We start from the raw sequence: 14,182 nt of genomic DNA, 5'->3' as shown, positions 1-14,182 counted from the left end.
CATGACGTGTCGGATTCATCCCTTTTGCGGCCCGCTGTCGAAGCCGTCACACACCAACGTCGTATGGTCCGTATCCGAGACGGCATGCCGGAACACCACCGTCCAGCCGCCGGGATCCTGCGACAGCGGCGGGGCTTTGACGGTCTTCCCGTTCAGCTGCATGGAGAAGTCGTCCGGGTACGTGACGGACTTCCACTCCACCTCGTCACCTTCGTACAGGTCCCGGGCCTTGGCAACGAAGCCGAGCTGGCGATTGTCGGTCACCGCGGTGGACCGGCCGTTCTCGTCGACCTCGTGCTGCGGCTTCACCACGACGGCCACGTAGTACGGCGCCGCGTCGGGCAGCGCGTTCTTGACCCGGAACCCGATCCTCACCTTGCCCGAGCGCAACTCGGGGTCGTCCATGGTCCTGGGCATCGAGGTCTGGAAATCCAACAGGCCGTCCTCGGCCCGGGTCCGGGCACAGGCGCGCTGGATGGGGTTGTAGTCGTCCAGATTGGGCTCGGTCTGCCTGATGTACGTGGGCGGACCGGCCGGGGACTTCGCCACGGGAGCACCGGAGCTCTGCCCACCGGCGGTGGGAGCCCGCCCGACGGGCACCTGCCCGTCGGGCGTCTGCGCGGCAGGGCTCCGGCCCTCTTCCCGCCCACCGGCCCGGTCGCCCTCGCCCCCCTGACCCCCCAGCGGCAACTTCCACACCGCCACGGCCCCGACCACGGCCAGCGCGACCCCGACGACCACCCACGTACCCGTACGACGCGTCCGCCCGCGCCTCGGCGGAACCGTGACCACGGCGCCGGCCACGTCCTGGGTCGGGGTGTAGCCGTACTGCAACCCCGGCCCCCGCGTCCGCATCTCGTGCACCGGTACGGCCTCACCCAGCGCACCGAGCCCGAGGTACGCCGGATCGTCGACCAGCGCGTCCCGCACCCCGCACCGGGCGATGACCTCACGCAGACCCGGCCGCACCGCCGGATCCTTCGCCACACACGCCTCGATCAGGCCCGCCAGACCCGTCTCCACCCCGGCGACGTCGACCGGCTCGTGCACCGACCGGTAGCTCACCGTCGTCGCCACGCCCGTACCGAACGGCGGCCGCCCGGTCGCCGCGTACGCGAGGGTCGCACCCAGGGCGAAAACGTCCGCCCCGGCCCCGGCCTCCGCACCGAGCAACACCTCGGGCGCGGTGTACCCCGGTGTCCCCGGGGCCTGCCCGTCCTGGGTGAGAGCCGTCTCGCCCACACCCCGCGCGATACCGAAGTCGATGAGCTGCGGCCCCTGCGCGCCCAGGATCACGTTCTGCGGCTTGAGGTCCCGGTGCGTCACCCCGTACGCGTGCACGCTCGCGAGCCCCTCCGCCAGCGCCGCGAACAGCCGCCGGCAGGTGTCCGCGGGCAGGCCGCCCCGCTCCGCCACGGCATGACCGAGCGTCGGGCCCGCCACGTACTCCGTCGCCAGCCAGTACGGCGGCGCGGCCAGCGAGGCGTCGATCAGGTTCGCCGTGTACGCCGAACGCACCGCACGCACGGTCTCGACCTCACGCCGGAACCGGGCCAACGCCTCCTGATGCCCGGTGATCTCGTCCCGGATCACCTTCACCGCGACCAGGCGCCCACCCGGCGACCGCGCGAGGTACACCTGCCCCATCCCCCCGGCTCCGAGCCGGGCCAACAGCGCATGCGCCCCGATCTGCGCGGGGTCGACGTCTCTCAGGGCCTCCATCACCCCGAGCCTGCCACACCGACTTCCGCTGCCGGCAGGCGGGTTGAGCGGAACGCGGCCGGAATCCGGCCAGAAACGAGGCCAGAAACGAGGCCAGAAACGAGGCTAGGAACGCGGCTAGGAACGCGGCGCCACGAACAGACTCTGCGCGCTCCGCCCGATGGGCCCCTTCTCGTCGTGCAACCGCGCGTCCGCGAGCCCGATCCCGGCCCCGTCCACACTCGTACGGGCCTCCACGCACGCCCACTCGCCCACCGGATGACGATGCAGGTGCACGGTCAGGTCACCGTTGATGAACACGTACCGCCCGAAGTCCATCACCGAGCTGATCCCGTTGCCCGAGTCGGCGGCGATCAGCACCCGGTCCAGCGGCCTGGGCTCCTCCCCGGCGACGAGCGGCACCTTCATCCGCATCCAGCAGGTGCCGGGGCCCAGTTCGACGAAGGCGCCCTCGGTGAACCGGGTCTCCATGGCCGAGTGGTAGCCGACCTCCCACGGCACCGGGAAGAACGGCGTCACCTCCACCTCCCCGGGCGGCGGCAGTTGCGGCCCCGGGACCACCGCTGGTACGGCCTCCTCCGCGACCCGGATCCGCAGGGCCCGCGCCAGCATCACGGGCGCGCCGCCCGCCGGCGCGAGGGCCGCCTCGACCACCTCGGTCCCCCGCCCGGCCCGCAGCACGTTGGTGGTGATCTCCAGCTCGCCGATCGGCACCGGGCGCAGGATCTCGTACGTGATCCGGGCGATCCGCATGTCCGTACGCGCACCCGGCCGCTCCTCCACGGCCCGCCCGAGCAGCGCGGCCGGCGGCCCGGCGTGCTGCGACCCCGGGTCCCACGGCCCCCGCGTGTACTCGGTGGCCAGGAACCGCCCGGCGTCGACCCTCTCGAAGAATCCCTCGTACCCCTCGGCAGCACCCATACCGGCCACGCTACCGACAGGTAACCCAGGCCACCAGCCCCTGGGACCGGCTCAGCGGGCGAACCCCAGCCCCACCCCCAGCCCCACCAGCACCGACCCGATGGCCCGGTTCAGCGCCTTCTGCGCCTTCAACATCCGGTCCCGCAGCCGCGAGACGGAGAAGAACAGCGCCACCGCCCCGAACCAGCCCAGGTGCGCCGCCGACATGAACAGCCCGTAGCCCACCTGCTGCCACACCGGCGTCTGCGGGTTCACCACCTGCGTGAAGGTCGACACCACGAACAGCGTCGTCTTCGGATTGAGCACATTGGTCAGGAAGCCCGACCGCATCGCCCCCAGCCGGGTCAGCTGCGGCTTCGACTCCAGGTCCACGGTCAGTTCGGCCCGCGCCCGGAAGGTACGGATCCCGATCCACACCAGATAGGCCGCACCCGCGAGCTTGATCGCGGTGAACAGCGCGGTGGAGGAGGCGATCAACAGACCGACCCCGAGCATCGTGTAGGAGACGTGGACCAGCACGCCGGCCGCGACACCGGCGGCGGCGAACAGCCCGGTGGGCCGCCCGTAGAGATAGCTGTTACGGACCACCATGGCGAAATCGGCGCCGGGACTGATCACGGCGAGGAGGGTGATGACGGCGACTGCGATCACTTCTGTCATACGGCGATGCTCACCGCCACCGCCCAGTGGATCAAGCAATTCCGGACAGCCCAGGTTCACACACCCGACGAGCGACAATGGACGACGTGCCCAGTAGCCCCGCCACCCCCGCCCCCGCGCCCGCCCCCCTGCCCGTCCTCCAGGCCGACTGCGCGAACTGCTTCGCGCTCTGCTGCGTGGCCCTCCCCTTCGCCAAGTCCAACGACTTCGCCGTGAACAAGCCCGCCGGAACCCCCTGCGGCAACCTCCGGCAGGACTTCAGCTGCGGCATCCACACCCGGCTGCGCGACAAGGGCTTCCAGGGTTGCACCGTCTTCGACTGCTTCGGCGCGGGCCAGCAGGTCTCCCAGGTCACCTTCGGCGGCCGGGACTGGCGCACCCACCCCGGCACGGCCCGCCAGATGTTCGAGGTCTTCCCGGTACTGCGCCAACTGCACGAACTGCTCTTCTACGTCAGCGAGGCCCTGACCCTCCCGGCCGCCGCCCCCGTCCACGCGGACCTGCGCCGAGCCCTGGCGGAGACCGAGGAATGGACCCGGGCCGACGCCGAGGCCCTGGCCGACCTGGACGTCGGCACGCTCCGGCAACGGATCAACACCCTGCTCCTGAAGACCAGCGAGCTCGTCCGGGCGAAGGTGCCGGGCCGCAAGAAGAACCACCGCGGCGCCGACCTGATGGGCGCCCGCCTCTCCGGAGCAGACCTCCGCGGCGCGAACCTCCGCGGCGCCTACCTGATCGCCGCCGACCTCACCCGCGCCGACCTCCGCACGGCCGACCTGATCGGCGCGGACCTCCGCGACACCGACCTCCGCGGCGCGGACCTGCGCGAGGCCGTCTTCCTCACCCAGCCCCAGCTGAACGCGGCCCAGGGCGACCCGACCACCCGAATCCCCCCTTCCCTCACCCGCCCCACCCACTGGACCTGAACCCCCGGGGCACCGCCCCAGCCCCACCGCACCACCCCAGCCCCGCCGGCGTTCGAGGCGCGGGGTCTGGGGCGGAGCCCCAGCAACGGCGCCGCACCCACCCGCCCAGGCACGCCGCCCCAGGCCCGCCGCCCCCGGCACGCTCACACCCGCGCCAAAAACCCCCGCACGGCAGCGAAGAACCCCTCCGGGTCCCCCACCCGCACCGAATGCCCCGCCGGCAACTCCACCAACCGCACCCCCGCCCTCCGCACCGTCATCTCCCGCGCGTGCTCGGCCGACAACACCCCGCTCCGATCCCCCCGCACCAGCAGCGTCGGCTTCCGCACCCCCAGCCAGTCCCCCCAGTGGTCCCCGTTCAGCCCCCGCTGGGACTCCACCATGTCCTCCACCTCGAACACGGTCCCCCACCCGTCCGGGTACTCCTGCAACGACCGCTCCAGGTACGGCGCCGCACTCCCCACCCCCGCCAGGAACTCGGCCCGCGTCCCCGCCCGCCTCGGCCACTCCCGCACGAACGACAGGTCGCCGTCGACCACCGCCCCGATGTCCTCGACCACCACCGCCCGCACCAGATCCGGCCGCCGCGCCGCGAGCTGGTACGCGTTGACCCCGCCCAGCGAGTGCCCCAGGACCACCGCCGGCCCCGACCCCAACTGCTCAAGCAGCGCGGCCGCGTCCGCCACGTACCCGTTCCGCGTGTACTCCACCGCCCGGTCGGACCTCCCGTGCCCCCGCTGGTCCAGGGCGATCACCCGCCACGCCGGCCCCACCTCCTGGGCCAGCCGCTCGAACGCCGCCGCCCCCGCCTCGAAGTGCCCGTGCAGCGCCAGCAACGGCGCCCCCGGCCCGCCGAAGTCCGTATAGGCGAGCCGCCGCCCGTCCTGGGTCACCATCACCCCCGGCAACGGCCCCAGCTTGTCGATGACCCGCTGCCGCAGCAGCTGGTACTCCTCCCACCGCCTACGCAACCGCCCCGCCGGCCGCTTCACGATCCGCCCCGGAGTGACCGTCTCCCCCCGCCGGAACTGTTCCCGCGTCAGATCGATACGGACACCCCCGGGCAGCAGGTTCCACCAGTGGTAGCCCTCCTGCCGACCGTCGTGGAACACCTCGCCCAGCATCAGGTCCCCACCCACCAGGTCCTGCACCACCAGAGCCGTGATGTCACAGTGCCCCCAGCCCGGATTCTCCGGAGTCCAGGGGATCCTCGTGATGCCGGAGGGCTCGCAGGTCTCTGCCGACCATCCCGCCCGGATGGCCGCCTCGAGGTCCGCGAGAGTCCATGGAGTCGTCATGCTCTCCAGCCTGCCGCACCCCACTGACAACCCCGCCGACAGCCTCACCGCCACGCCCCGCGCACCGATGAAACGACCGAAGGACCATCCGACGCATGTCGGCGGGTCGGCCCAACGACACGCCACCCCACTGCTCCGAACGGCGGCCCCTCACCCCACCCCCCGAACGCCGAGTCGACAAAACAGCGTCCGACGTCACCCCTCGTGATACACAGAGTGACCGGATGTTCTCGCGCACACACCCCGCCCCTGCCCAGGTCAGAGCGCGGAAGCGAAGCGCGGGCCGCGAGATCGGGTAAAGAGAGCCGTCAAGTCGACGACGGCGGCGGTTTCATCAGCGAAGATAGTGCGTAACCCCTGCCGTCGGGCCGGGGCCTTCCGGAACTACCCATACAGGGGCGGTGAGTTACATGATCCTGGCAGCCGAAAAGGGCGACATCACCACCATCATCGGCGGAATCGCCCCGAACTGGGGGCCTTTCGGCAGTCTCGGCAACGAAGCGAAGGTCATGATCGAGGTGGTCATGGCCGTCGCGATCCTGCTCTGCCTGGGCATCGCCATCTGGGGGGCGGCCAAACAGCGCATCGGCGCGACCGCACTGCGCGACACGTTCAGCGCCGAACAGGGCAAGGGCCTGATCGTGGCCGGGCTGACCGGAGTCTTCATCATCGGCTCCCTCGGGACCCTGTTCACGATCGTCTACGGGATGGCCGTCTAGCCGGGTCACGCGCCGGGCCCCGTAGCTGATGACGCATCACGACACCACATCCACGCGGGAACCAGCGCTACCGTCGAACGACGCGGAGGGGGCGGACAGGGAATGAGCAACGACGACCAGTACGGCGGCGGCTACGGCGAGGTCGGCGGCACCGGCCAGACCCGCACCCGCCTCCCGGACGCCCCGGCCGACCCGTACGGCCCCACCCGCCGCACCCCCCGCGCCTCCCGCAGCCTGATCACCGTGGTCGGCGTGGTGGTCCTCCTGATCGCCGCCATCGCCTTCGCCAACTCCGCCCCGGACACCCCGACGGACCCGGCCTCGGACAAACCCCCGACGGACTCCTCCACGGCAGCCACGGGCACGAACCCGGTGACGGGCAAAACCGCAGGCATCCCCCACGGCTTCGCCCACGACGAACAGGGCGCCCAGTCGGCCGCCGCCAACTTCGCGGTGGCACTCGGCTCCGACGCCATGTTCAATCCCGCACGCAGACGCGCCATCGTGGACGCTGTCTCCGACGACAGCACGCGGGCGAAGCTCCAGGCAGGTTTCGACGCCGATTACTCGGCCGGACTGCTCTCCCAGATCGGGCTGACCAAGGACGGCCTCGCCCCCGCGGGCTCCACGTTCGTCAACCGAACCGTGCCCGCCGGGACCAAAGTCAAGACCTTCGCCGGCGAAACCGCCGCCGTTGACGTGTGGTGCATCGGAATGTTCGGCCTCACCGGTGAGAAGTCCACCCGGCCGGTGACCAGTGGCTGGTTCACCATCTCCGTGTCCATGAAGTGGAACGGCTCCGACTGGAAGGTCGTCGAGACCGCTCAGAAGGACGGCCCCACCCCGGTCACGGGTGACAACGCCGTGTCCGGATCGGCCGAGATCAGCAGCGCTGTCACCGAATTCGGAGGGTTCACCTATGCCCGGTAGCGCCAGGCTCTCGGCCCTCGGCGTCGGCGCCGCGGCAGCAGCCTTCCAGATCGCGGGCACCCTCTCCGCCGGGCCCGCAGCAGCGGCCCCCGACCCGACCACCACTCCGGCACCGACCGCGACCAGTGACCCCTGTGCGCTGATCGCGGGACCTGCCCGCGAATACTGCGAGCGCGGCAACGGCGGAGCAACCGGCGGCGCCCCCGGTCTCGCCCCCACCGACCCGGCAGACGCCCTCAACCCCCTCGCCTCCCTGGCCCGCGGCTGCGCCGACGCCGCCTCCTGGATCGTCACCAAGCTCAGCGAAGCGGTAAAGGGCTCGGCCGAAGTCGACTTCACCAACCCCGCCTTCCTCAAGCAGTACTCCGTCGTCTTCGCCGCCTCCACCATCCTCACCCTCGTCCTCTGGCTCTTCGCCGTCGCCAAGCGAGCCGTCCGCGGCGTCCCCCTCACCACCGCCATGTCCGAAGCCATCGGCTTCCTCTGGCTCACCGTCCTCGCCTCCGCCTTCACCCCCCTCGTCCTCTACACCGTCGTCTCCGCCACCGACGGCGTCACCGAGGTCATCGCCTCCGCCACCGGCGGCCAGACCGACGTCTTCTTCGGCTCCTTCTCCGAAGCCCTCAAGAAGGGCGACGACATCGGCGGCGGCCCGATCATGCTGATCGTCGTCGCGCTCGTCACCGTCCTCGCCGCCGGCGTGCTCTACCTGGAGCTGTTCATCCGGGCCGCCCTCCTCTACGTCGGCGCCCTCCTCGGCGTCGTCGTCTACTCCGGGCTCGTCGACCGCAACCTCTGGGGCCACGTCCGCCGCTGGGCCGGCATCATGATCGCCGTCATCCTCGTGAAGCCGGTCATCGTCATCGTCCTCGGCCTCGCCGGCGCCCTGACCGGAGAAAAGGGCCCCAACGCCTTCTCCGCCGTCGTCACCGGCCTCGCCATCATCCTCCTGGCGATCTTCGCCTCCGCGATGATCTACCGCTTCGTCCCCGGCTTCGGCGACGAGATCGCCTCCGCCCGCTCCAACCGCAGCAAGGCCACCGACGGCGCCCAGGCGGCCGCCGTCATCAGCTCCCCGGCCTCCCTCGTCTCGCAGGGCATCAAGACCCACAGCAGCCGCGGCGCCCACCGCGGCGACGGCGGCAGCGGCGGCAGCAACGCCCCCCGCCCCGCCAACCCCCTCTCCGGAGGCGTCGCCGCCCACAGCAGCCGACCCACCTCCGGCGGCGGAGCCGGCGGCGGATCTGTCCCCTCCGCCGCACCCCCGCCCCGCACGAGCTCGAGCACGAGGAACACAGGAGGTGACGGGCGTTGACGACCCAGTCCCACCAGATGCACCCGGTCGCGCCCCGCCGCACGTATCTCATCGGCCGCGCCCGGCCGAACGCGATCGTCGGCAAGAACCGCGAGACCGGCGAGATCGCCCTGATCATCGCCGGGGCGTTCTTCGGCATGATGAGCGGACTACTCGTCCCCGACCTCACCCTGCGCATCGTCAGCCTCGCGGGCTTCCCCATGATCGCGCTCGCCGCCGTGTACGTCCCGTACAAGGGCCGCACCTTCTACCGCTGGTTCGAGATCAGCCGCAGCTACAAGCGCACCCTGCGCCGCGGCACCACCTACCGCTCCGGCGCCATGGAAGCCGGCATCCGCGGCTCCGACGGCCGCGAGGTCGAGGTCGGCCCGCCCCCCGGCATCGGCCGCATCAACTGGCTCGCCGCCCCCTTCGGCCCCGACGAGATCGCCGTCCTCCTCCACGCCGACCGCCGCACCGTCACCGCCGCCATCGAGATCGAGGGCCCCGGCGTCGGCCTGCGCGACAGCGAGGACCAGGAAGCCCTCGTCGACCGCTTCGGCACCCTCCTCAAGCACGTGGCCAACGGCGACGGCTTCGTCACCCGCCTCCAGATGCTCGCCCGCACCCTCCCCGCCGACCCCGACGCGCACGCCAAGGACGTGGCCCAGCGCGGCGACACCCAGTCCCCCGGCTGGCTCCGCGACTCCTACGACCAACTCCAGTCGATGGTGTCCACCTCCTCCGAGCAGCACCGCGCCTACCTCGTCGCCTGCATGCACTACACCCGCGACCTCGCCGCCGAGGCCAACGCCATCGCCCGCGCCGGCACCCCCCGCAAGGGCCGCAAGCTCGACCGCGACGCCGGCCTCGCCATCGTCATGGCCCGCGAGCTCACCGACATCTGCGCCCGCCTCGCCGAGGCCGACATCCGCGTCCGCCAGCCCCTCGGCCAAGGCCGCCTGTCCTCCCTCGTGCACTCCATGTACGACCCGGACCACCCCATCGACCACATCCAGGCCATGACCAAGCGCAACGCCTGGCCCGCCGAGCTCGACGCCGTGGAGCCCACCTTCCTCCAGGCCAAGACCCGCGAATCCTCCACCCGCGCCCCCTGGTGCCACGCCACCGCCTGGGTCAAGGAGTGGCCGATGACCCCCGTGGGCGTCAACTTCCTCGCCCCGCTCCTCGTCCACACCCCCGACGTGATCCGTACGGTCGCCGTCACCATGGACCTGGAGCCCACCGAGATCGCCATCGAGCGCATGCTCACCGAGAAGACCAACGACGAGGCCGACGCCTCCCGCGCCGCCAAGATGAACCGCACCGTCGACCCCCGCGACATCGCCGCCCACGGCCGGCTCGACCAAAGAGGTGAAGATCTCGCCAGCGGTGCGGCAGGAGTCAACCTCGTCGGGTACATCACGGTGTCCTCGCGTTCGCCGGAGGCACTCGCCCGCGACAAGCGGACGATCCGCGCCTCCGCCGGCAAGTCCTACCTGAAGCTGGAATGGTGCGACCGCGAGCACCACCGCGCCTTCGTCAACACCCTGCCGTTCGCCACCGGCATCCGACGCTAGCTGGAAGGAAGTGCCGCCCATGCGAGATCCCATGTCCGCCCTGACGGACGCCTTCACCAGCTTCCTCTTCGGCAAAGTCGAAACCACGCGCCTGCCCGTCCGCACCTCCACCGGGCAGGCGCAAGCCGTCTACCTGCCCACCGCAGCCCCCGGACTGGGCGACTCCGGCGTCATCATCGGCCGCGAGGTCTACAGCGGCAAGGGCTACATCTACGACCCCTTCCAGCTGTACGGACAACAGCTCCCGGCCCCCCACTGGCTCGTCCTCGGTGAATCCGGAAACGGCAAGTCCGCCCTGGAGAAGACCTACGTCCTGCGCCAGCTCCGCTTCAAGGACCGCCAGGTCGTCGTCCTCGACGCCCAGGGCGAGGACGGCGTCGGCGAATGGAACCTGATCGCCCAGCAGCTGGGGATAACCCCCATCCGCCTGGACCCCATCGCCGCCAACGACGACGGGATCCGCCTCAACCCCCTCGACCCGGCCATCACCACGACCGGTCAGCTCGCGCTGCTCCGGACCATCATCGAGGTGGCCATGGGCCACGGCCTGGACGAGCGCTCGGGCTTCGCCCTCAAGGTCGCGCACGCCTACGTCGTCGAAACCATCACCACGCGCCAGCCCGTGCTCACCGACATCGTGGAACAACTGCGCCACCCCGAGCCCGAGTCCGCCCTCGCGATGAACGTCGACATAGACGATGTCCGGGCCTGGGGCCTCGACGTCGCGCTCGTCATCGACCGCCTCGTCGACGGTGACCTGCGCGGCATGTTCGACGGCCCCACCACCGTCGGCATCGACCTCGACGCCCCGCTGATCGTCTTCGACCTCTCCCACATCGACCGCAACTCCATCGCGATGCCGATCCTCATGGCGATCGTCGGCGTCTGGCTGGAGCACACCTGGATCCGCCCCGACCGGAAGAAGCGCATCTTCCTCGTCGAGGAGGCCTGGCACATCATCAACAGCCCCTTCGTCGCCCAGCTGTTCCAGCGCCTGCTGAAGTTCGGCCGACGCCTGGGCCTCTCCTTCGTGGCCGTCGTGCACCACCTCTCGGACGTGGTCGACGGCGCGGCGGCACGCGAGGCTGCGGCCATCCTCAAAATGGCCTCGACCCGAACGATCTACGCCCAGAAGGCCGACGAGGCCAGAGCCACGGGCCGGGTCCTGGGCCTCCCCCGCTGGGCCGTGGAGATCATCCCGACCCTCACCCCGGGCATCGCCGTCTGGGACGTCAACGGCAACGTCCAGGTGGTCAAACACCTGATCACCGAAGCCGAACGCCCCCTCGTCTTCACCGACCGCGCCATGACCGAGTCCTCCACCCCCACCCGCCTCCCCGCCGACATGCTCGCCGCCGAACTGGAGGCGGAGGAAAGGGCCCTGTCCATCGAACGCCGACGCGGCGGCCCCGGTTCCGCGACCACGGTGGCCTGACCATGCACGACGCACGACGTACGGAGCCACCCGCGCGCGGCGGCGGCGTCCCGGACGGCCTGCTGGTCGGCCTCCTGGCCTTCCTCCTCGGCCTCGCCGTCCTCGTCTGGTCGGCCACCGGCCTCGCGGCCGTCTTCGCGAAGGGCTCCTGGCCCGACACGGTCACCTTCACCCGCACCCCGGAAGCCGTCCGCGCCCTGATAGCGCAACCGCACGACATCCCCGCCGCCTGGCCGGACACCGACCCGGCGGCCCTGTCGGGCTGGGGCCTCTTCTGGGGCCTGTTCGTCAGCCAGCTGCTGATCCTCTTCGTCCTCACCGTCTTCGTGATCGGCGTGGTGGCCCGCACCAAGTCCCGCCGCGCCCTGGCCCACCACACCACCGAGCCCACCCCGGCCACCCCACCCGCACAACCCACCCCGGTCCCGGCAGCACAGCCGGCCCCATCACCCCTCCCGGCCTCATCACCCCTCCCGGCCTCGCCGCTCTCCCCAGCCTCGCCGTCCCCTCCAACCTCGCCGGCGTTCGAGGCGCGGGGGTCCGCGGGCAGTGCCCCCGGTCACGGCGCCGCACCCTCCGACGAGGCCTACCGCTACGGCTTCGGCTACGCTCCCCAACCCGCGGCGGCGACAACGGCGGTCACCAGCCCCACCCCGGACGGGATCACATACGCCGGCCCGAACGACCGCCTCCGCACCGCCGCACACCGCATCCGCGAGATCGAGGGCGCCGCCCTCGTCGTGACCTCCTCCCCCACCCTCTGGGCGGAGACCAAGGACGCCCGCGCCAAACTCGGCCCGGTCCTCCTCTACGACCCCTCCCACCTGTGCGACACCCCGGCCCGCATGCACTGGAACCCCGCCGAGGGCTGCGCCGACCGCGACACCGCCGCCGCCCGCGCCATCGCCCTGCTGGCCCCCGTACGCCCCCAGGCCCGCATGGACGCGGCCGTGGCCGACACCGCGGAAACCCTTCTGCGCAGCTGGCTCCAGGCCGCCGCCCTGGACGAACGCCCGTTCAAGCTGCTCCACCGTTGGGCTCAGGGCAACAGCGCCCAGGACCCGGTCCGGATCCTGCGTACCCACCCCCAGGCCGCCCCCGGCGCGGCCGGCGAGCTGGAGAGCGCCCTCACCGCCCACCCCGAACGCCGCGAGCTCGCCCAGCACCTGACGGCCCGTGCCCTGTCCTGCCTGACCTCGATCCACATCCGCGAAGCCTGCAACCCGAACCGGGCCGATGCGCTCGCCCTGGCATCATTCGTCGCCGAAGGGGGCACCCTCTACCTGGTGGGTGAAGCTCTGGAGGATCCCCGCACCCACCCGGGTGCGATGCCGCTGCTCACCGCACTCGCCGCTCACGTGGTCGAGCACGGCCGCCGCATGGCCGCACGGTCATCCCACGGTCGGCTCGACCCACCACTTTCCCTGGTGCTCGACGACGTGGCCGCGGTGGCCCCGATCCCCCAGCTCCCGGAACTCCTGACCGACGGAACGCTCCCCCTGCTCGCCCTGTGCCGCAGCCGCGAACAGGCCCGCTCCCGCTGGCCGCAAGCCCTTCTCCCCTAACGGGCCCGCCCGGCGGCGACGTACGCGCCCCACGTATCCGCGTCGGAGACGCACACGGATCCGCGGTGCTCGTACCACAGCCCACCCGGCGGCAGCTCGCGGACCATTGGCGGGATCGACGGCTCGAACCGCAGCAGCGCGAGCGTCTTCCATCCATGAGGGATGTGGTCCCAGAGGTGTCCGTACTGCTGGGTGACAGCAACGACGGTGGTGGTCACCTGCTCGGCGACCTCCGCGTCCGCCCGCCTGAAGCAGCACGCGTACTGCCGTCCCACCGGAACGTCCGCGTAGTTGTACCCGAGGAACACGACCGCCTCGTTCGCGGCCGGCTGCGGAAGCACTCGGCCGAAGGCTGTCCGAGCGGTCTCGTCGGCGTGGCACTCGACCAGCAGGAACCGCTCCTCGACCGGAGTGTCCTCTTCCTTCCTCACGCTCCCGGGCGCGTGTAGACGTACTCCCGCTCCTTGGCGCCCGTCTCCAGCGGTATCAGCAGACCGCTGGCCTGGAACCCGTACCGCCGGTAGAAGCCCTCGGCCCGCGGGTTGTCCTCGTGCACGAACAGCCGCACCCGCTCGGTCGCCGGCTCCTCCAGCGACCAGGCCCATTCCAGCGCGGCGTCGAACAGCCTCTCCACGAGCCCGCTGCCTCGCTGCTCAGGACGTACGAACACCCCGACCAGGTGGCCCTGCTGCTGCGCAATGGCCTCACCGAAGTAGTCGGTGGCGCCCTGCGCCTCGATGAGCACGGTCACGGACCCGACCCACCGACCGTCGCCGGCCTCGGCGATGAACTGCCGGGCGCCCCGCCCCTCGGCCGCGCCCGCGGCACGCTGCTGCCAGAACTCGTCGCCCTGGGCCAGCGCCCCCTCCTCGGTCTCCAGGAAGGCCACGGCCGCAGCCGGATCCCGGAGCGCCACCAGCCGCAGCTCCTTGACCTTCTCCCACTCGTCGCCCCGTACAGCCCTGATCACGTAGTCATCGCTCATGCTCGGGATCTTAACCACGGACCATTGCCGGCCCACCCAGGTTTTCCGGCTCCCGGCCCGATCGGCCCGTGAACGCAGAAAAGCCCCGCACCATAAGGTGCGGGGCTTTCCCACAATGATTGTTCGGCGGCGTCCTACTCTCCCACA

Annotated in this window: 13 protein-coding genes; 7 read left to right on the top strand and 6 right to left on the bottom strand. The window is 71.3% G+C overall.

Annotated features, from left to right (window positions below; translation table 11 throughout):
• Window positions 1–15 precede the first annotated feature (15 nt).
• The 3 genes from ACGFYY_RS33015 to ACGFYY_RS33005 all read right to left on the bottom strand — a co-directional run bounded on the left by ACGFYY_RS33015 (window position 16) and on the right by ACGFYY_RS33005 (window position 3,303).
• Window positions 16–1,722, bottom strand: a complete 1,707-nt coding sequence (locus ACGFYY_RS33015) for a serine/threonine-protein kinase (RefSeq protein ID WP_393715088.1) — start codon at window positions 1,720–1,722, stop codon at window positions 16–18.
• A 117-nt stretch (window positions 1,723–1,839) separates the two neighbouring features.
• The gene (locus ACGFYY_RS33010) at window positions 1,840–2,643 is read right to left on the bottom strand and encodes a thioesterase family protein (RefSeq protein WP_393715086.1); all 804 of its coding nucleotides are present in this window, start codon (window positions 2,641–2,643) and stop codon (window positions 1,840–1,842) included.
• A 51-nt stretch (window positions 2,644–2,694) separates the two neighbouring features.
• Window positions 2,695–3,303 carry a LysE family translocator gene (locus tag ACGFYY_RS33005; protein ID WP_030728571.1) on the bottom strand — a complete coding sequence of 203 codons (609 nt, stop codon included), beginning with the start codon at window positions 3,301–3,303 and terminating at the stop codon, window positions 2,695–2,697.
• Between the two features lie 77 nt (window positions 3,304–3,380).
• On the opposite strand from ACGFYY_RS33005, the gene ACGFYY_RS33000 reads away from it, so the two are divergent.
• Window positions 3,381–4,229: a pentapeptide repeat-containing protein gene (locus tag ACGFYY_RS33000; protein WP_393715083.1), complete on the top strand. Its 849-nt coding sequence runs from the start codon at window positions 3,381–3,383 to the stop codon at window positions 4,227–4,229.
• A 143-nt stretch (window positions 4,230–4,372) separates the two neighbouring features.
• On the opposite strand, the gene ACGFYY_RS32995 is transcribed toward ACGFYY_RS33000, so the two are convergent.
• Window positions 4,373–5,527, bottom strand: coding sequence for an alpha/beta fold hydrolase (locus ACGFYY_RS32995; RefSeq protein ID WP_393715081.1), 1,155 nt, complete (start codon window positions 5,525–5,527; stop codon window positions 4,373–4,375).
• 410 nt (window positions 5,528–5,937) lie between these two features.
• On the opposite strand from ACGFYY_RS32995, the gene ACGFYY_RS32990 reads away from it, so the two are divergent.
• The 6 genes from ACGFYY_RS32990 to ACGFYY_RS32965 all read left to right on the top strand — a co-directional run bounded on the left by ACGFYY_RS32990 (window position 5,938) and on the right by ACGFYY_RS32965 (window position 13,050).
• A complete protein-coding gene (locus ACGFYY_RS32990; RefSeq protein WP_008742356.1) occupies window positions 5,938–6,246 on the top strand; it encodes a hypothetical protein in 309 nt (102 codons plus the stop codon).
• Window positions 6,247–6,348: 102 nt separating this feature from the next.
• Window positions 6,349–7,176 (top strand): hypothetical protein, encoded by an 828-nt coding sequence (locus tag ACGFYY_RS32985; RefSeq protein ID WP_365278847.1) that lies wholly within the window; start codon window positions 6,349–6,351, stop codon window positions 7,174–7,176.
• Entirely contained in the window at window positions 7,166–8,491 is a 1,326-nt protein-coding gene (locus ACGFYY_RS32980; RefSeq protein ID WP_393715078.1) for a hypothetical protein, read from the top strand. Before ACGFYY_RS32985 ends, ACGFYY_RS32980 begins: the two co-directional genes overlap by 11 nt.
• On the top strand, window positions 8,488–10,050 hold the full coding sequence (locus ACGFYY_RS32975) for an SCO6880 family protein (protein ID WP_393715076.1): 1,563 nt from the start codon (window positions 8,488–8,490) through the stop codon (window positions 10,048–10,050). Before ACGFYY_RS32980 ends, ACGFYY_RS32975 begins: the two co-directional genes overlap by 4 nt.
• Before the next feature lie 19 nt (window positions 10,051–10,069).
• Window positions 10,070–11,485: an ATP-binding protein gene (locus ACGFYY_RS32970; protein ID WP_365278838.1), complete on the top strand. Its 1,416-nt coding sequence runs from the start codon at window positions 10,070–10,072 to the stop codon at window positions 11,483–11,485.
• A 2-nt stretch (window positions 11,486–11,487) separates the two neighbouring features.
• Window positions 11,488–13,050 (top strand): type VI secretion protein, encoded by a 1,563-nt coding sequence (locus ACGFYY_RS32965; protein WP_393715075.1) that lies wholly within the window; start codon window positions 11,488–11,490, stop codon window positions 13,048–13,050.
• On the opposite strand, the gene ACGFYY_RS32960 is transcribed toward ACGFYY_RS32965, so the two are convergent.
• Entirely contained in the window at window positions 13,047–13,481 is a 435-nt protein-coding gene (locus ACGFYY_RS32960) for a hypothetical protein (protein ID WP_393715073.1), read from the bottom strand. The two genes, ACGFYY_RS32965 and ACGFYY_RS32960, sit on opposite strands and share 4 nt — an antisense overlap.
• Window positions 13,478–14,035, bottom strand: a complete 558-nt coding sequence (locus ACGFYY_RS32955; protein ID WP_393715071.1) for a GNAT family N-acetyltransferase — start codon at window positions 14,033–14,035, stop codon at window positions 13,478–13,480. The genes ACGFYY_RS32960 and ACGFYY_RS32955 overlap by 4 nt, the downstream gene beginning before the upstream one ends.
• Window positions 14,036–14,182 lie beyond the last annotated feature (147 nt).

It is taken from the genome of Streptomyces sp. NPDC048331, from assembly GCF_043201215.1.
Lineage (GTDB): Bacteria > Actinomycetota > Actinomycetes > Streptomycetales > Streptomycetaceae > Streptomyces.
The sequence above is the reverse complement of the archived record's forward strand: the minus strand, read 5'-3'. Positions and strand labels throughout refer to the sequence as shown.